Source organism: Komagataeibacter diospyri, assembly GCF_043995075.1.
GTDB lineage: Bacteria > Pseudomonadota > Alphaproteobacteria > Acetobacterales > Acetobacteraceae > Komagataeibacter > Komagataeibacter diospyri.
The window spans coordinates 180,813-196,822 of sequence record NZ_CP171837.1 but is presented as its reverse complement, the minus strand read 5'-3'; the positions used below and the strand labels follow the sequence as shown (position 1 = coordinate 196,822).

Annotated in this window: 16 protein-coding genes and 3 pseudogenes; 9 read left to right on the top strand and 10 right to left on the bottom strand. The window is 57.1% G+C overall.

From position 1 onward, the window contains the following. Nucleotides 1-325 precede the first annotated feature (325 nt). Together ACE2AA_RS17315 and ACE2AA_RS17310 are read left to right on the top strand one after the other, a co-directional pair. Entirely contained in the window at nucleotides 326-607 is a 282-nt protein-coding gene (locus ACE2AA_RS17315) for a transposase (protein ID WP_395372562.1), read from the top strand. Then, nucleotides 526-1,232 (top strand): annotated as a pseudogene (locus ACE2AA_RS17310) (IS701 family transposase); the annotation flags it as partial. The gene ACE2AA_RS17315 and the pseudogene ACE2AA_RS17310, both read left to right, overlap by 82 nt. Before the next feature lie 213 nt (nucleotides 1,233-1,445). On the opposite strand, the gene ACE2AA_RS17305 reads toward ACE2AA_RS17310, so the two are convergent. Both ACE2AA_RS17305 and ACE2AA_RS17300 read right to left on the bottom strand, forming a co-directional pair. Next, entirely contained in the window at nucleotides 1,446-2,102 is a 657-nt protein-coding gene (locus ACE2AA_RS17305) for a hypothetical protein (RefSeq protein ID WP_395372322.1), read from the bottom strand. A gap of 100 nt (nucleotides 2,103-2,202) precedes the next feature. Further along, a complete protein-coding gene (locus ACE2AA_RS17300; protein ID WP_395372320.1) occupies nucleotides 2,203-3,102 on the bottom strand; it encodes a LysR family transcriptional regulator in 900 nt (299 codons plus the stop codon). 166 nt (nucleotides 3,103-3,268) lie between these two features. Between ACE2AA_RS17300 and ACE2AA_RS17295 the strand changes: the two genes are divergently transcribed. The 3 genes from ACE2AA_RS17295 (at nucleotide 3,269) to ACE2AA_RS17285 (ending at nucleotide 5,780) form a co-directional block, all read left to right on the top strand. Further along, nucleotides 3,269-3,880, top strand: coding sequence for an FMN-dependent NADH-azoreductase (locus ACE2AA_RS17295; RefSeq protein ID WP_395372318.1), 612 nt, complete (start codon nucleotides 3,269-3,271; stop codon nucleotides 3,878-3,880). 29 nt (nucleotides 3,881-3,909) lie between these two features. Beyond that, the gene (locus ACE2AA_RS17290; protein ID WP_395372317.1) at nucleotides 3,910-4,533 is read left to right on the top strand and encodes a YceI family protein; all 624 of its coding nucleotides are present in this window, start codon (nucleotides 3,910-3,912) and stop codon (nucleotides 4,531-4,533) included. Nucleotides 4,534-4,889: 356 nt separating this feature from the next. Next, nucleotides 4,890-5,780 carry a pirin family protein gene (locus ACE2AA_RS17285; RefSeq protein WP_395372315.1) on the top strand — a complete coding sequence of 297 codons (891 nt, stop codon included), beginning with the start codon at nucleotides 4,890-4,892 and terminating at the stop codon, nucleotides 5,778-5,780. A 631-nt stretch (nucleotides 5,781-6,411) separates the two neighbouring features. On the opposite strand, the gene ACE2AA_RS17280 is transcribed toward ACE2AA_RS17285, so the two are convergent. Continuing rightward, the gene (locus tag ACE2AA_RS17280) at nucleotides 6,412-6,999 is read right to left on the bottom strand and encodes a hypothetical protein (protein ID WP_395372313.1); all 588 of its coding nucleotides are present in this window, start codon (nucleotides 6,997-6,999) and stop codon (nucleotides 6,412-6,414) included. A 307-nt stretch (nucleotides 7,000-7,306) separates the two neighbouring features. Beyond that, nucleotides 7,307-7,702 (bottom strand): hypothetical protein, encoded by a 396-nt coding sequence (locus ACE2AA_RS17275; RefSeq protein ID WP_395372312.1) that lies wholly within the window; start codon nucleotides 7,700-7,702, stop codon nucleotides 7,307-7,309. Between the two features lie 221 nt (nucleotides 7,703-7,923). On the opposite strand from ACE2AA_RS17275, the gene ACE2AA_RS17270 reads away from it, so the two are divergent. Beyond that, nucleotides 7,924-8,949: a zinc-binding dehydrogenase gene (locus tag ACE2AA_RS17270; RefSeq protein WP_395372311.1), complete on the top strand. Its 1,026-nt coding sequence runs from the start codon at nucleotides 7,924-7,926 to the stop codon at nucleotides 8,947-8,949. On the opposite strand, the gene ACE2AA_RS17265 is transcribed toward ACE2AA_RS17270, so the two are convergent. From ACE2AA_RS17265 to ACE2AA_RS17250, 4 genes are all read right to left on the bottom strand, one after another. Beyond that, entirely contained in the window at nucleotides 8,940-9,188 is a 249-nt protein-coding gene (locus tag ACE2AA_RS17265) for a LysR substrate-binding domain-containing protein (protein ID WP_395372561.1), read from the bottom strand. The genes ACE2AA_RS17270 and ACE2AA_RS17265 overlap by 10 nt on opposite strands. Nucleotides 9,189-9,241: 53 nt before the next feature. Beyond that, complete coding sequence (locus ACE2AA_RS17260; RefSeq protein ID WP_395372560.1) at nucleotides 9,242-9,481, bottom strand: LysR substrate-binding domain-containing protein; 240 nt, start codon at nucleotides 9,479-9,481, stop codon at nucleotides 9,242-9,244. A gap of 115 nt (nucleotides 9,482-9,596) precedes the next feature. Then, nucleotides 9,597-10,916 carry a DHA2 family efflux MFS transporter permease subunit gene (locus tag ACE2AA_RS17255; RefSeq protein ID WP_395372558.1) on the bottom strand — a complete coding sequence of 440 codons (1,320 nt, stop codon included), beginning with the start codon at nucleotides 10,914-10,916 and terminating at the stop codon, nucleotides 9,597-9,599. Between the two features lie 95 nt (nucleotides 10,917-11,011). Continuing rightward, nucleotides 11,012-11,581, bottom strand: a complete 570-nt coding sequence (locus tag ACE2AA_RS17250; RefSeq protein ID WP_395372309.1) for a hydrolase — start codon at nucleotides 11,579-11,581, stop codon at nucleotides 11,012-11,014. A 105-nt stretch (nucleotides 11,582-11,686) separates the two neighbouring features. On the opposite strand from ACE2AA_RS17250, the gene ACE2AA_RS17245 reads away from it, so the two are divergent. Both ACE2AA_RS17245 and ACE2AA_RS17240 read left to right on the top strand, forming a co-directional pair. Further along, a complete protein-coding gene (locus tag ACE2AA_RS17245; RefSeq protein ID WP_395372307.1) occupies nucleotides 11,687-12,322 on the top strand; it encodes a TetR/AcrR family transcriptional regulator in 636 nt (211 codons plus the stop codon). Between the two features lie 104 nt (nucleotides 12,323-12,426). After that, complete coding sequence (locus ACE2AA_RS17240; RefSeq protein ID WP_395372306.1) at nucleotides 12,427-13,770, top strand: IS1182 family transposase; 1,344 nt, start codon at nucleotides 12,427-12,429, stop codon at nucleotides 13,768-13,770. A 62-nt stretch (nucleotides 13,771-13,832) separates the two neighbouring features. On the opposite strand, the pseudogene ACE2AA_RS17235 reads toward ACE2AA_RS17240, so the two are convergent. Further along, nucleotides 13,833-14,611, bottom strand: a pseudogene (locus tag ACE2AA_RS17235) (IS5 family transposase). A 416-nt stretch (nucleotides 14,612-15,027) separates the two neighbouring features. On the opposite strand from ACE2AA_RS17235, the gene ACE2AA_RS17230 reads away from it, so the two are divergent. Beyond that, nucleotides 15,028-15,312 (top strand): hypothetical protein, encoded by a 285-nt coding sequence (locus tag ACE2AA_RS17230; protein ID WP_395372304.1) that lies wholly within the window; start codon nucleotides 15,028-15,030, stop codon nucleotides 15,310-15,312. A 144-nt stretch (nucleotides 15,313-15,456) separates the two neighbouring features. On the opposite strand, the pseudogene ACE2AA_RS17225 reads toward ACE2AA_RS17230, so the two are convergent. Beyond that, nucleotides 15,457-15,998, bottom strand: a pseudogene (locus tag ACE2AA_RS17225) (SOS response-associated peptidase family protein); the annotation flags it as partial. Nucleotides 15,999-16,010: the final 12 nt, after the last annotated feature.

Here is a 16,010-nt window from a genome sequence, read left to right as displayed (position 1 = left end):
GGAAATGCGACGTCCTCGACCAAAATGGCTTATCAACTATCCGCATAACTGGCGGGCAGTATGCGCCTCATGCCAGACATTTGGAAATCAGAAATGGGATTTCTCTAACGACCCATGCAATCGCGTAGCCTTTAGGTCGCGTTGACAAAACACCCGTTGGTCTGGGTACGATTTGTTTCACTAGTTGCTTTAGCAAGACGGCGTAGTGGAACAGGCATGGCACGAGACGATCTGACGGATCAGGAATGAGCGATAATTGGTCCGCTTCTGCCGCCTGAGCGCGGACGTTGGGCTCGAGCGGCCGGAGACAACCACCTGTTCCTCAATGGCATGTTGCATGTCTTGCGCACTGGACTGCCCCTGGCGGGACCTGCGTGAGCGCTACGGCAAGTGGAACTCCGTGTATGTCCGGTTTCGCCGTTGGGCCAAGCAGGGCGTGTGGGGCGCCCTGCTGCAAATTTTGGTGGATCTGGGCCTGACCGATGACTGGCAGCATATGCCCGACAGCGCCGTGGTCTGCGCCCAATTGCAGGCCGCGGTGTCCGTTTTGGCTGTGTTATTGCGGATGCCGGTTATGGCCTGTCTGCCCCGTTCCGTCAGGCTCTGAGCGCGCGGGGCCTGCGCTGGGCAGTCGGGATATCACGTCATCCGACAGTCTATTCCGCCCATGTGTAATTGGTGTTTCCGGCCAGAAAGCGCGGCCCATCCCGGATACATCCGGTACCGGACCAGCAATCTGTTCCTGCTCATAAGATACTGGAAACTGCAACATGGCGCAGGTTCGGATGGCGTCGTGGGACCAAAGGTGGCCTGGCGGCCCGCTTTGCAGCCATGCGGATACGCGTTGCAGATGGTCCAGCCCAGCGTATCGGTGGCCGGACGGCCCAGCATATCCCTGGGGATGAAGCCTGGCTGATTGGCGAGCACCGTTCCACCGGAGAACGGAAATACTATCTGTCCAACCTGTCTGCCGACACCTCCCTCAGGCTACTGGCCGCTGCGATCAAGGCCCGATGGGTCTGCGAACAGGCGCATCAGCAACTCAAGGAGGAACTGGGCCTTGATCACTTTGAGGGGCGATTATGGACAGGCCTGCACCGACACGCCCTGATGTCCTTGATGGCCTACGCCTTTCTCCAGTCCCAGCGCCTCACGGCGGTCGGGCGGAAAAAACGAGTCACCGGCCCGCCTCCAAAGCCCAGTCTGCCAGCAATACGACAGGCCATTCTTGATCACATCCTGCGACCATCCACCGGGTAATGGCCGCACTGTGGAAACCTTCTACTCCAGATCCCAAAACGTATTCTGCCAAAGTAGTGCTAGGAACATGAAAATGTTGTCTGTCGATGGTTCTTCATAGGGATTTTATCATTCGGACGGATTCCCTTGGTGAGCATCACCAGACAGAAGCGACGTGATCGAATACATGGACCGCATCATGATCGTTACAGACGACTATGAGATTTATGCTGTCGTTCAAAGTCCAATGGACCTTGGTCCTGATCATCCTCGCGAAATGTCAGATCGGAAATCTCTTTAAAAAGAAAGTTCAGACCATAAGTCGCCAGCGCCACCGGAGCGGATGTCTCTCCGACAATGTACGTGTAGCCTGACGGGACAGGGACATCCGTCCTTCCATCGTTGATGGTCTGTAGCTCAATATGCTCAGGCAGAAGCATGACAAACGGTGGCGGCTGGTCAGTCAAAGGCGTGAATTTAAAGACCCATTCCCCGTGAGACCCACGTTTAGACGTCTCGTGACGGTAACCGTCCAGAGCTCCAATCGCGAGTGCTTTTTGCTGTACGATTGCAATTTCATTAAGGCCATGTTCCTCAGCGTTCCTTGCCGCCCATAGATAGGCAAGCGCAGGGTCTGCCCTAACCCGATTGTGACTAGGCACATACTGCTTGCGCCGATCACGTCGGGCTTTGCCATCGCAGCGATTAAGGCCTCGCCGCCAATGGGTCAGAAAGTCCTCCCATGCCAGCCGTGCTTCAGCAAACGTCTCTGCGGCGACAAGCGCGTTGACTGCTTCAGTTGCCCGTTGCGCGGATCGCTCTGCATGAGAGGGCACAGGCTTAGTGATGTTTGCCAATGTCATACAAATCCCTTCGAGAGTCACCAGCGCAAAGCAAGCGACTGCGCTTCTGACTGTAGCATAAAACAACACTTTACCAGCGAACGGCTAATTCCCCATATCTTTATTCTCTGGGACACAGTTTCAGCCGATCAATTAGCCAACGGCCAGTCGGGCCTGGCGGCTCGGCCGTTGGATAAACCACTGTCATGGGCATATCGGTACCTCCCTGTGCGATGCCCTCGATGCGGAGTTCAACCAGCCGACCATTTTCAATATCCGCCTGGACGGTATGAAACGGCATGCCACCCCACCCCAGACCGCCCAGCAGAAAATGATGCTTGGCATACAGATCGGCAAGCCGCCATGTCAGGGGCGACATGACGCCACGTTCCTTGCCTGCGGACAAATTGGTGCGGTCGGTCAGCACAAGCTGGACGTGGCGGGCCAGTTCTTCCCGGGGAATGACGCCGTCAATCCGCGCAAGCGGATGATCATGGGCCGCCACGATCAGGAAACGGATATCCCCCAGCGCCTCGCTGGACATGGACGGGAGAAGGTCGGGCAGGGGGCCTGCAATACCAATACCGGCCCGCCCATCGAGCAGGGGCTGAAACACGCCGCCAAGAGCCTCGACATAAAGCCGTAGGGGTGTGTGTGGAAACGTCTCGCGAAACTTCGCCGCCACGGATGTCATGCGGTCCATCGGGAAGAACACGTCGACCACGACCGACAGTTCCGGCTCCAGCCCGGACGACATGCCTTTGGCCCGGGCCTTCATGAAATCCACGCCCGCAACCACGCCGCGCGCATCGGCCAGCAGAACCGTGCCGGCAACGGTCAACTGTGGGTAGCGGCCCGTCCGGTCGAACAGCATCACACCCATCTGGGCCTCAAGGCCCGCAACCATTTCGCTGACGGCCGATTGCGACCGGCGCAGCAGTCGGGCCGCGGCCGAGAAGCTACCTTCATCGCTGGCCGCAATGAAGGTGCGCAGTTGATCCAGTGATACGCCATCCAGCAAGACTCACTCCATCCATCGGCTGTGGCGATATTATATATCGGAATATAGCGGGTTTATAGATACCTGTGTTTATGGGACATGCTGGATCATGTTCAGGGCCATCGGAAACCTGTTTTCAGGGCGCAACAGATGGTCCGTGTCCTGCCCCCCTGCGGAGAAGACCAGCGTGAAGATCCTGCATATCGATTCCAGTATCCTTGGCGAATATTCCGTCAGCCGCCAGCTTTCGGCTGAGACCGTCGCGCGGCAGAAGGCCGAGCATCCCGATGCCACCGTGCTCTACCGCGATCTCGCCGCCGATCCGTTGCCGTACCTGACCGGCGCGCACTTGGCGGCCCGTCAGGGTAGCCCCGTGACGGAAGCCACGCTTGAAGCGGATGTGGCGATCGGGAATTCCCATATCGAGGATCTGGCGGCCGCCGACATTATCGTGATTGGCGTACCGATGTACAATTTCTCCATTCCCGCACAGCTCAAGTCATGGATTGATCGTGTGGTCGTGGCTGGCAGGACGTTCCAGTATGGTGCGGCTGGCCCGGAAGGACTGCTGCCGGCGGGTAAAAAGGCATTCCTCATCTCGTCCCGTGGCGGGGTCTATACTGGCGACAGCCCGGCCGCCGTTCTGGATCACCAGGAAAAATATCTCAGTGCGGTCCTTGGCTTCATCGGTGTGCGTGATGTCGTCTGGATCAGGGCGGAAGGCCTGTCCCTGGGCGCTGAGGCCAAAGAGGCCGCCATTGTCCAGGCCCAGAGCGAAATCGCCCTCGTTCCGGCCTGATATCCTTTTGTGCAACAGGAATATTCTTTATGACCAGACATAATTTCGTGGCATCGGCGCTGATGGCCATGACTGTTTTCGGCGCGGTTTCCTATGCCTCCGCTCAGCAGGTTGCCACGCCCGACCCGTCGGCAGTGAGGGCTGGCACCTACAGGGTCGAGCCGTATCATACGCAGGTCGGCTTCACCCTCTCGCATATGGGTTTCAGCAATTTTTCCGGTTTTTTTACCGGTGTATCCGGCTCGCTTAAAATCGATCCCGCCCATCTCTCGGCCACCAGCCTTGATGTCACGATTCCGGTGCAGTCGGTCGACACCACGGTGCCGAAGCTGGATGGCGAGCTGAAAAGCGCGCAGTGGTTCGATGCGGGTCAGTTTCCCAACGCGACGTTCAAATCCACCCGCATTGTCCAGACTGGCGCGAATACCGCCGACATTACCGGCAACCTGACCCTGCACGGCGTGACCCGGCCGGTCACATTGAAGGCCCGTCTAGTCGGCAGCGGGACCAACCCGCTCGACAAGATGTTTACCGTAGGCTTTGAAGCGACGGGCACGATTATCCGCAGCCAGTTTGGCGTCAAACAGTACGTGCCGCTTGTGGGTGACGATGTGACGCTGACGATTGCTGGCGCATTCGAACTGCAACCGTAAACCGTTGCAGGCCCCCACGGGCTGCCGCGCAACATGGCATCCGGCGCTGTATGGCTGCCTGTCACCGGGCTTCCGGCCAATGACAGGCGGTCTTTTACTCCCGTGTTATCTCTGCTGTTCTGGACACGTTACCTTGGCGGTACCGACAGAAATGCCACACGGGACATAATGTGGCAGGAATAATGTGCCCGACTGCTTTCAAAGCACATACGATATTACCCGTTTGTTGCCGCTATCCGACAAAAACCGCCACGCCATTGCCGCGTAACCGGTTCGTGAGCGTTCATCCCCATACGGGCGCGATCCTGTTGCCCAGAGATAGTGCTACGCGTTGTCTATGGAATAAAGGAAGCCCCATGATTGAGATGTTGATCAAACAGCGCCGCCGCAGTCTGGGTGGAGGACTGGAAGTGGGTCGTGTCCTGCCTTTCGCGCGGCAGCGGATGGTTGGACCCTTTATCTTTTTCGACCATATGGGGCCACTGGATCTGGCGGCGGGAGTCGATCATAGCGTCGATGTGCGACCCCATCCGCATATCGGCCTGTCGACCGTTACCTATCTGTTTTCGGGCGAAGTCATGCACCGCGACAGCCTGGGGTCCGAACAGGCGATCAGGCCACAGGAAGTCAACTGGATGACGGCGGGTAGCGGGATTACACATAGTGAACGCTTCGAGAAAGCCCGCGCGGTTGGCGATCATCTACACGGCATTCAGGCATGGGTTGCGCTTCCTGATGGAGCCGAGGAAACGGCGCCGTCCTTCTCGCATCACGAAGGGGATGACCTGCCGCAATGGGAGGGGGACGGCTTGCGGGGGCAACTGATCGCCGGGGCGGCCTACGGTCTGAGCGCTGCGGCGCGAACGCATTCCCCGCTTTTTTATGTACATCTCGAACTCGAGGCGGGTGCAAGGGCGGAAATTCCTTCCCGCTACGCTCAGCGTGCCCTTTACATCGCCACAGGAGCAGTCGAGATCGGCGGGGAGCGGTACGGATCGGGACAGATGCTCGTGCTTGCGTCCGGTGCGTCGTCCTTCCGGGCCGTGGAACCGACTACGGCCATGGTGCTGGGTGGCGAACCGGTCGGTGAGCGGTTCCTGTTCTGGAATTTCGTCAGTTCCTCAAAAAAACGGCTGACGGAAGCCGCCGAGGACTGGAAGGCCGGACGGATGAAGCTGCCTGAAGCGGACCACGACGAATTTATTCCGCTTCCTTCAACCGATATGTCGCCGCCAGTTATGTCATAACGGGAATGAGCGATCCTCAGTTCAGCGAGAAGGTGAGTGCATAGTAACGCTTGTTCTGCTTTTTCTATCCTCTATATACACAAGAATACAGAAGATCGCGATAAATTTCGATTAAGTAGTTTAGGCAAGGCCGCTGTTGCAGTCATCTGGAGCACGGAAGTAATCCGGGCGATATACTCTGCTGATGACATCTCAAAAATATCTCCAGTCTAATGGAATATTTTCGTTAAATACGTTTGAAATTATGATGATTCCCCCGTTCTGTATACATTGCGCAATAACTTGTGCTTCGTAACATTTAGTCGGTTGCAGGTAGAAAACATCTATGTGTAGAGGGATATGGTGCTCAGTTTCATGTAGTCCCTGCATCATGCGTTCAACGGACCCGTGTGGCGGCTACCTGTTCTGCCTTCCGCGACCTCTTGGAAGAGAGCGGGACATATTCACAAGCGCGTATGGAACACTATGTCGATCGAATGTCGTATCGTGACGATAATTTATTGTTTTTATGTTAATTATATATCTATTTTCTTGAGTTGCGCATCGGAATAATGATTATTCCGCGTTATATTATTTTTTTGGAGTCTTTTTGTTTTGGACCGATACGCAACAAAGCCATAATTTTTGAAGTTTACTTTATGGACGGATAATATTTATATTTTTTTCCATTCCATCGGCGGTAAATGAAATCGCCTGTAATTGCTTTGTTAATTGATTTCAGTGTCGTCATCAGTTCATCTTTTTGGAAACCGTGATCAACGAGTCGATTATAAAGGATGGACCACGCAAGAAAACAATCGGAGAAATTTACATTTTTAGCAGTTGATCCAAATACCCATCCGAACGTTACACCCGCGGCCTGCAATGCTTTGGTTAACTCCCTGTCACCTCCACCGCAAGTTGCCATCACCAGTGCCTTCTTTGGCCCCGAAGCCGGCTTGATCAATTGAACAAACTCGGACCAGTTCAGGTTCTTGCCAGATGTGAGCTGAACTCCCTCGCTATCTCCGTGTGACGAGAAATGCAAAACTTGGAAGTTTTTCTTGGCCGCTTCGGCAACAGCTCGTTCAACGAGCGGCTGGGTAAAGGCTACGTGGTACTTCGTCTTTATGCCGAGGATCTTCAGCATTTTGTTGGCCGCATGGCCATCAAGACGTCGTTCATAGAAATCCTCTGGATTGAGGCTCTCTATGATGAATACATTGTCGAGTTCTGTCATTCGGAACTTCCATCTTATTAATCAGGAGATGCCATATCAACTCGGCCTCAAACTGAACCCAATATGATGTCTACCGAAAGCCTCAGACACCGACTGCCGAGGCATGCGGGACTGGTGGACTTGCAGTTAATCTATCGGGCGTCGATAACCGTGAAAATACAGATGGAAAGCTAGAAAGCTGCAACCATGCGCGAAAACCAGCTTCGTTTTGCGAATTTTTGCCAGTTTCCAAGGTACAATATTGCCGTTATGACAACGATGCAGCTTTCTTACTTTTGTTGTTGTTTTTTATTGAAGAAGATCTGCGTTAATCGTCATCTTCGTCGTCGAGAGGGGGTAACTCGATCTGATCGAGCATTTCCTCAAGAACGTCTAAGTTACCATTCCGCAACTGTTTGCGTTCCGCTGCGATTCTTTTGCTGCCTAACCGAAGCCAAGCCGAAAGAGCCGAAGTTTGGATTAACGCAAAGTCATCACCGGCAGGGAACATTGTCCAGCCATATTCTGCCAGTTCCACGATGACTTCTGCTGCAAAGCTATCATGCAAATTCTTACGCATGCATAACTTACGCATAGTCGCTTTGGAAAAGCGAACACGACTGACCTCTTTCGCCTTTTCGCGAGAATAGTGGTCGATAACATAGAGAATAACAATCGCTGCCTGCTCGGCAGTCAATCGAATGGGATTTGATGCTGCGGCCACACTGGGCTCCTAGATATAGTGACCTTTACGGGTCGTGATCCTGTGCCCTGATAGCAAGGCACTCCCTTTTTCCTTCAAGACACGCACAGAGTCAATAGCTGTTTGCAAATTGGTGGCGTTATTGTACCGGCGATGATCATGACGGTGATAGACCGCCACCGTTCTAGCCTGCAGGCTAGGGGAAAGCACACCCTAGTTTCCAATCACAGGGTAAAGAATGGATGGAAAGCATGACGGATACAGAAAGCCAATCTGGTCGCTACGATGCCTGGGTCTGGAACGGACCCGGAGATCCAGATCGGTTGCAGCGTGTGGAGAAACAGGTTGAACCGGTAGCCGCTGGTGACATCATCGTTGCCAATACCATGGCAGCTTTCAATCCCGTCGACTGGAAAATCATCCGGCATGGGCACCCTGCCTGGAAGTCCGGTCACGTACCCGGCGTGGACGGCGTAGGCCGGATTGTCGCGGTCGGGGCTGGCGTCACCCTGCCTGTCGGACTGCGTGTGGCCTATCATCAGGGGCTGGGAAAGGACGGCAGTTTCGCCCAACGCACCGTGCTGAAGGCACGCAGCGTCCTGCCGGTGCCGGATGGACTGAGTGATGAGCAGGCCGCCAGTGTGCCGTGTCCCGGCCTTACGGCATGGCAGGCGATCGGGAAGGTGCCCCCATTACCGGATCGCGATGTTCTTGTGACGGGCGCGGGAGGATCGGTGTCGCTTATTCTGGCGCAACTAGCGGTCAGACGGGGCTGGCGCGTCTGGGTGACGGCAGGGCCTGCTCACCATGACCATCTGCTGGGACTGGGGATAAGCGGTGCCTTCGATTACCGTGACGATACGTGGTGCACAAAACTTGCTGCGGCACTTGGTCCACGGCGCCTGTTTGCGGCGTTCGACACCACCAGCGGGAGCTATGCCCGCACGCTGGCCGACCTGATCGGCTATAATGGCCATCTGGTCTGTATCCAGGACCGGATTGAAACCGCACCGCTTCCGGCGTTCACGACAGCAGTGTCCCTTCATGAAGTCGCACTCAACGCCATTCATGAGTATGGAACAGTGACAGACTGGCGCGACTTGCGCAGTGCGGGAACGGAGTTGCTGGAAGCCGTTCGGATCGGCGCTCTGGATCTTCAGCCCGCGACCGTGACTTCCTTTGAGGATCTGCCACGTGATCTGTCATCTTTTATGCAAGGGAAGCTGAAAGGGAAAATCCTGGTGAACATTCCCGGTGATCAGAGTTGATCCCGTGGGGGGATCGGCTGAAATGTTCTGACCAGCGCATCCACGCTTGCCCGTATCTGGGGGGAGAACGTTCGGGATTTCGGCCACAGGACATGGACATCCATATCCTGCGGCGCGCTGGGAATGGGAATGGCTCTGAGCCTTCCGACCTGCAGATCTGTCGCAACCAGCCATGTTGCAAGCCAGGCAAGGCCGCTTCCCGCTAACGCCGCGTCGCGGAGACCGTCGCCATGACTGATGATGTGACGGGGGCGGGGTGTAACCGCCTGCGCTAGGCCAGTGCCAACATCCGTCAGATGCCAGGCAGCAACTGGCCGTTACGGGCAAACAGAAGGCAGTCGTGCCGGACAAAATCGTCAATGGTCTCGGGGGATCCCCTGCGATCAAGATAGTCAGGCGATGCACACAGAACGGATTGCTGCGTGGCCAGCCTGCGACCGCTCAGTGTGGCGCTGTTGCCGGGATGTCCCAGCCGGACGGCCATATCGATACCTTCTTCCACGAGATCGGCATGGCGATCCGTAACTGACAGGTCGAGATCAAGTTCAGGATGCCGATGCGCCAGTCCCAGGAGGAATGGTTGGAAGACGCCTTCGAAATGCTGTGTCGATATTCAGATTGCAGGCTTGCGGCTCGAAGAACGACCATTATGGCGGTGGACGCCGTGACGTGCCCTTCGGCAGCCTGAATGTCGCCAGAAGCAGGCAGCCGTGAAAGACGCAGAGCAGGCCGAAAGCCGCCGTAAAAGCCGCTGAGACCGCAGGGGGAGTGGTGGCATGCGACAGACGCCACCCCAGTAACGTGGCGCAGAGTGTGGTCAGGGTCGGGCCACCGATACGCTGCACGATATTGAGGGCGATGGTCGCCATGGGGATTTCCGCTGGCGTGACGGATGCATACCCCGCGCTCATCGCCGGGATCCCGATGATCCCGGTTCCTGCCCCACGCAGGAAAAGCGCTATCGCAAGAATGAAGATGTTGAAACCGGAGCAGGCGAGCACGGCAAGCATCAGGGTGCCAAGTCCCGAACAGATGGCCCCGTAACGGGTCAGCCTGCGGATGCCAAAATGCGCCGTCAGGCGTCCTGTCAGCGGATATGTGCACATCATGCCCACGCCCAGCGGCGCCATGAACCAGCCTGTCCGCTCCGCAGGGATGCCGCAGGCATGGATGAGCCAGACCGGCAGGAGCATCTGTCCCGCGAATGCAACCCCGTTCACCATGAACATGATCAGCGCGGAAGCGGAGAAGACCGACGCCCGGAACAGCGCCAGATCAATCAGCGCATGCGCTCCTTTCCGATGCGCCTGCCGCAGATAGAAAATCCCCATGACGACAGCCAGGCACAGGAGACCCTGACCCGTTCGCTGCCCCATATGATCGGTGCCATAAAGCAGCGCGACCAGGGCCGGAGACAGCAGTGCCAGCCCGACAATGTCGAGCCTGCGCGGACGGCATTCCTGTCTGTCATCGGGCAGGAACATACTGGCGAGCAGCAGTGCGACAAGCCCGAATGGCAGGTTGAGCAGGAAAATCCATCGCCAGGACGCAACCGACAGGATGCTACCAGCCACGACAGGACCGAGAAGTGGGGCAAGCAGTATGGGAAGCGTGACGGCGCTCGCGACCCGGGGAAGCTGCTTTCCGGCGGCGCGGGCAATCGTCATCTGCGCCATGGGGGCCAGCAGGCCGCCCGCCATGCCCTGCAGGACGCGAAACGCGATCAGCGACGGCGCGGACCAGGCCAGTGCGCACAGGGCGGATGTCACCGTAAACCCGGCAAAACACCCCAGATAGATGGTCCGCCCCCCAAACCGGTCAACCAGCCATCCGTTCAGGGGGAGTGTCAGGGCCAGCGCCAGCAGATATCCGCTGACCACCCACTGGACCGTGGAAAATGGTGCGTGCAGCGTGGTGACCAGATCCGGGAGCGAGACATTGACGATCGTCGCATCCAGTTGCGACATGAAGGACCCGATGGCCGCAACACTGACAATTTTCCAGATGCCGGCAGGCAGGCGGCCGGAAGGCGGTGCGTTTTGCAAGGTTCGGTCTTCTGGCTTCAGGATGCCAGTTCGATCGCGGTGCTTGTCGTCACGTGGCCAAGCCGGGGGAAAATGCAGTCATATGCGAAACGCTGCATCTCTTCGGAAAAGGTGGAGGTGATGTCTTCGGCGAGGACAACGGCGTAGCCGTGTTCATGCGCCGCGCGGGCGGTGGATTCCACGCCAAGGTTCGTCGCAATGCCGCCAATGACCACGGTGGTGATGCCGCGCCGCCGTAACTGAAGGTCGAGATCCGTCCCGTAAAAAGCGCCCCACTGCCGCTTCGTGACGTGCAGGTCGCCCGGCTGCGCCAGCCCTTCGGCCAGATCGGTCCAGTCAGGCGCAAAGCCACCGGGGGGCGGTGCGAACGGCAGATCGACGGGGGTATGCAGGGCGTCGGCAAAATCGGGGGCAAAGGCGACATTGACCAGAATGACCGGCGCACCGGCGGCGCGGAAGCGTGCGGCAAGGGTCTTTGAACGTTCGACAATCGTCCCGCCCGTGTAGGGGGCCAGTTGATGGGAGACGATGCCCTTCTGCAGGTCGATCAGGATCAGGGCGGTCCGGGACGCAGAAAACGATGTCATGGCGGTCTTCTCCTGTTATCAGGCTCCTGCATGCCGGGGCGTTGTCCGGGATGGAAGGAGTTGATAGAAATTGAGCATACACTCAAACAGGGACACTATTTGAGGATGGACTCAAGTACGTCAAGCGAAAAGCGTGCGCCCCTTCAACCCCGGCGGGCAGTCGGGCGGCAACGCGTGGCCGAATTGCTGGCGGCCGCATCCGACCTCATCGCGGAACGTGGCTACGATGCGACGACAATGGCGGAAATAGCCTCGCGGGCAGGGGCGAAGATCGGTTCGCTCTATCGCTTCTTTCCCAACAAGGAGGCCATTGCCGAGACATTGCTGCAGCAGCATATGGCGATCCTGCAGGAAGAATACGAAGCGATCGGATGCCGCGCGTCAGACCTGTCCCCCGATGAACTGGCCGATGGTCTGATTGACCTGATCGTCAGGTTCTATCCCCGTGTGCACTCACTTCCGGCGCTGATGACGGCACGGACGGATAGGACAGAGCTCCGCGCACAGTCACGTGGTCAGGCGTTGCTTGGTATAGCGACGGCATTGCAGGCCTGCGCCCCTGGACTGGATCGGCAAACGGCGGACGACATTGCCGCTGTTGTTCTGAACAATATGAAAGTCATGGTTGGCATGGTCCATGGCGATGCGCCCACGGCACCGGGGGCACCGGATGAACTGCGTCGCATGAACCGGCTGTATCTGTCGTCCCGGCTTGGACCTTTTAGAGTTGTCGCATCATGATTGAGGGCGGCAAAGTTGTCATCCGGGTTGTCCGAGAGAAGGTACCGCTAGCAGCCTGTCGGGTTGGGGTACCCTGTGAAGAGGTGAAGTTGTAAGGTGGTGAGATGAGCAGCTTCATCCCGTTTGACCGGTCTCAGCCGTATCTTCTGCCGCCTGATCTGAAGTCGTGGCTTCCTGCTGATGATATGGCGCATTTCATTGTAGCCGCCGTTGAGCGGGTTCCGATGAGTGCGTTCTGCGTGCCAGTGCGCACGGGAGGCAAGGCGCAGTATCATCCGCGCCTGATGCTGGCCCTTCTGATCTTCAGCTATGCGAACGGGTTGTTTTCCTCACGCCGGATCGAGCGGGCGACATATCGCGACATCGGGGTGCGATTCGTGGCGGCGAACCTGCATCCGGATCATGATACGATTGCGACCTTCCGCCGGACGAACCGGACAGCCATTGAAGCTGCATTTGCGCAGGTCCTGCTTCTGGCGCGCGAGACGGGTCTGCTGCGTCTGGGCGTGGTGTCGATCGACGGCACGAAAATCGATGCTGACGCATCGAAATACCGTTCGGTGCGCTACGACCGGATCAGGGCGCTGCGCGAACAGCTGGCTGTGGATATCGCGAAACTGATGGACCAGGCGGAGCATGCGGACGCCACAGACAGAGATCCGCAGGCATTGCCGGAAGAGCTTGCCCGGCGGGAAACGCTGAAAGCGAAGCTGGACGAAGCCTGCGCCCGGCTGGAAGCTGATGCGAAGGCGCAGGCTGAAACGGCGCGACCGGCCTACGAGAAGAAGAAAGCCGCTTATGATGCGAAAACAGGGCGTCGCGGCCGGGCGCCCAAACCGCCCGATGATGAACCACCACCCGACCGACAGATCAGTCTGACCGATCCCGACAGCCGCCTCATGCGGCGTTCGGACGCCCACGAGTTCCGGCAGGCTTACAATGCCCAGGCCGTGGTGTGCGCCGAAGGCAGCCAGTTGATCGTGACAACCGACGTTGTCGCCACATCAGCGGATGCGCCGTCCTTTGCCGACACGGTGCTGTCGATGGAAGACACAATCGGTCTCCCAAAGACAGTGCTCGCCGATACCGGTTACGCCAGCGGGCAGGCGGTCCGGAAACTGCGGGAAAAGGGCATTGATCCGCTGGTCGCCATTGGACGGCCCTGTGCCCGCAGACCTTACGACTTCCGACCCCGGCCCGCAGAAAGGGAGCCACGCCGGATAACCGAACCCTGGCGGCTTGCCATGAAGGACAGGCTGGAAACTACAGAAGCCGGAGATCTTTACAGACGACGAAAACAGACCGTGGAGCCGGTCTTTGGAATTATCAAAAGCATCATGGGCTTCAGAAAATTCAGCCTGCGTGGCCTTGCAAAAGTCACGACCGAATGGACACTCGTTGCTCTCGCATACAACTGTAAAAGAATGGCGCGGCTTCAGGCAGCATAAGCCAGGTCAGCCTTGGCGTTATCAGCCGCAAAATGCCCAACCCGACAGGCTGCTAGAGCCTATTAGGTCTTGATGTAGTCTGCTGTAACAGCGATGAGGATGACGAAGAGGAAAGATGCGGGAGTCTTCTCATATCGGATCGCGACAGCCCCTCACTCCTTGAGCCTTGCCCACAGGTTTTCGACCAGGTGTCGGTGTCTGTAAGCCCATCAGGGACAGACAACTTCCGGATCATTCTTCCCTGGCGGGATGACAGGACGCGATCCCCGGTCCCAGAGATATTCACGGAATTTGTGCGAGGCATACCCACGGTCACAGATGACATAGGTCGGTGGATGGGGCAGATCGTCGAGCAGGAAATAAGCGGATGGCAGCTCATGTGCCTGTCCGGGCGACAGTGTGAAGGATAGTGCCCTGCCATGTTCATCCGCAGCTACGCAGACCTTGGTGCCAAAGCCTCCACGTGAGCGGCCAGGCGCCTCACGATCTCTGCAGCGTTCACTGTATCCCCTTTTTTGGCGGCCCCGGCCGCCTTGTGATGGGCACGGATCGTCGTGCCATCGAGAAAGACCATGCCCAATGCCGGGTCCGCGCCTCTGACCTTTTCAAAGAGGTGCTGCCACACACCAAGCTTCGACCAGCGAATGAGCAGTTGTGCGACAATCCACCAGGGACCAAACTCATTTGGTATGGCGCGCCATTTCGCGCCATTCTGATGGCGTTAGAAAATCGCTGAGATCGTCCGTCGAAAGTTTTTTGGTGGGGTCTTGCCCTTCGAACGGACTTCCTCGATCAAAGACTCCCAGACGGACCATGCCGTATCGGAAAAGACAGACCGCATCATGCTCATCGTAAACAACTATGCAGTTCGTTCTGTTATTCAAGACCTAACAGGCCCTCGTGTTTGTGGCGTGAACTCCAGTATTCGATTAGGTTGTATGCGAATGACTGGTCCATTTTTGTGCATAGGAACCAATCAGATCTTTGCTGGCGCATATCGTATTGGTTTAGGATGGCTTTTGCTGGTCCGCTGCCATGAATGTCTCAGTTTGACTTTCCGCGTTGCGTGAGAGGCAATGGAAGCTATCAGGCGAAAGCGCCTCCTGATATAAGACGGGAATGCTAAAGCTAACCTGTCTCTGCGGCCAAGTTCGCATTCAACTGACAAAAAGGCCGGACTTCATCAATGAGTGCAATTGCACTCTGTGCAGCAAGTCTGGCGCTCGCTGGTCCTATTTCCATCCCTCAGAAGTCAGCGTGAACGGTGCTACCGGAGAATACAGCCGGGAAGACAAAGATGATCCAGCTGCACAAATTCACTTCTGCGATCGATGTGGCTCGACTACACATTTTACACTGACGGAGAGCGCCATATCGAAATTTGGCAATGTCCAAACGGGTGTGAATATGTTGCTTGCAGATGAAAGCGATCTCACCGGGATTGAACTTCGTTACCCTGACGGACGGGCTTGGTCAGGCGGAGCCAACTTCGGCTACGTGCAAGAAGCCCGCGTTATCGGCGAAAGCGCACCTTGGCCGTGACGGCACACGACGATTGTGCCAACTCTTCGTCGAGATCCGTAGCCCCTTGGGTTGATGATCGTGATGCCCCAAGGGCAACGTGACAGTTTTATCTGGTCATGCCGCCCGATAGTCGGCCTATCGTTTCCCCGGGGCAAAACGACACTAGCTGCTTACTATGGGAGCCTTCGTCATTGTCAGTGCGCTATCAGACAAAGGACGCTGCAGTTGCGGTGCTGCGTCGACGGGCGCATTCATCCACAGATTCAGCTCTCTGGGTCTGGTCAAGATGAGCGGCCTGGCTTTCGGGTAAAGGACGCTGCCTTCCCGACTGGCCATGGTGGCCAGAGTGCCAAACAGGTCATCCGTCGTTTCACCGTTCTCCCGCTTACGCACTAACGTCCACCAACACCCGCTTCTGCGAAAAGAGCGTGAGGTTCGCCGTCGCTACGAACAAATCAGACGGGTCTGCTGGTACCATCCGGCAGGCGCTCCGGTTCGGGAAAGGCCGTGAGCGGCACCAGGCCATGATGCGCCACATCTTCATAACGCTTCCATCAGGTCAATGCGGGATTGCGGATATTGGTCACGTCCCGTTCTCCCCTGTGGTCTTTCAGGTATCCCGGCCAAGTGGGCATGTTCCATCGTGCCATGAGCAGTTCTCGACCATCCCGCGTATTTCACACGACGGGCGCTATGGTGTTCGGTGTTGCAACAGA

Coding starts and splice junctions, on each gene's coding strand:
- ACE2AA_RS17250 (WP_395372309.1), bottom strand. CDS start 11,581: ATGACATCGTTTTCTGCGTCCCGGACCGCCCTGATCCTGATCGACCTG.
- ACE2AA_RS17245 (WP_395372307.1), top strand. CDS start 11,687: ATGGACTCAAGTACGTCAAGCGAAAAGCGTGCGCCCCTTCAACCCCGG.
- ACE2AA_RS17280 (WP_395372313.1), bottom strand. CDS start 6,999: ATGACAGAACTCGACAATGTATTCATCATAGAGAGCCTCAATCCAGAG.
- ACE2AA_RS17305 (WP_395372322.1), bottom strand. CDS start 2,102: ATGACATTGGCAAACATCACTAAGCCTGTGCCCTCTCATGCAGAGCGA.
- ACE2AA_RS17255 (WP_395372558.1), bottom strand. CDS start 10,916: ATGTCGCAACTGGATGCGACGATCGTCAATGTCTCGCTCCCGGATCTG.
- ACE2AA_RS17270 (WP_395372311.1), top strand. CDS start 7,924: ATGGAAAGCATGACGGATACAGAAAGCCAATCTGGTCGCTACGATGCC.
- ACE2AA_RS17240 (WP_395372306.1), top strand. CDS start 12,427: ATGAGCAGCTTCATCCCGTTTGACCGGTCTCAGCCGTATCTTCTGCCG.
- ACE2AA_RS17290 (WP_395372317.1), top strand. CDS start 3,910: ATGACCAGACATAATTTCGTGGCATCGGCGCTGATGGCCATGACTGTT.
- ACE2AA_RS17285 (WP_395372315.1), top strand. CDS start 4,890: ATGATTGAGATGTTGATCAAACAGCGCCGCCGCAGTCTGGGTGGAGGA.
- ACE2AA_RS17315 (WP_395372562.1), top strand. CDS start 326: ATGGCATGTTGCATGTCTTGCGCACTGGACTGCCCCTGGCGGGACCTG.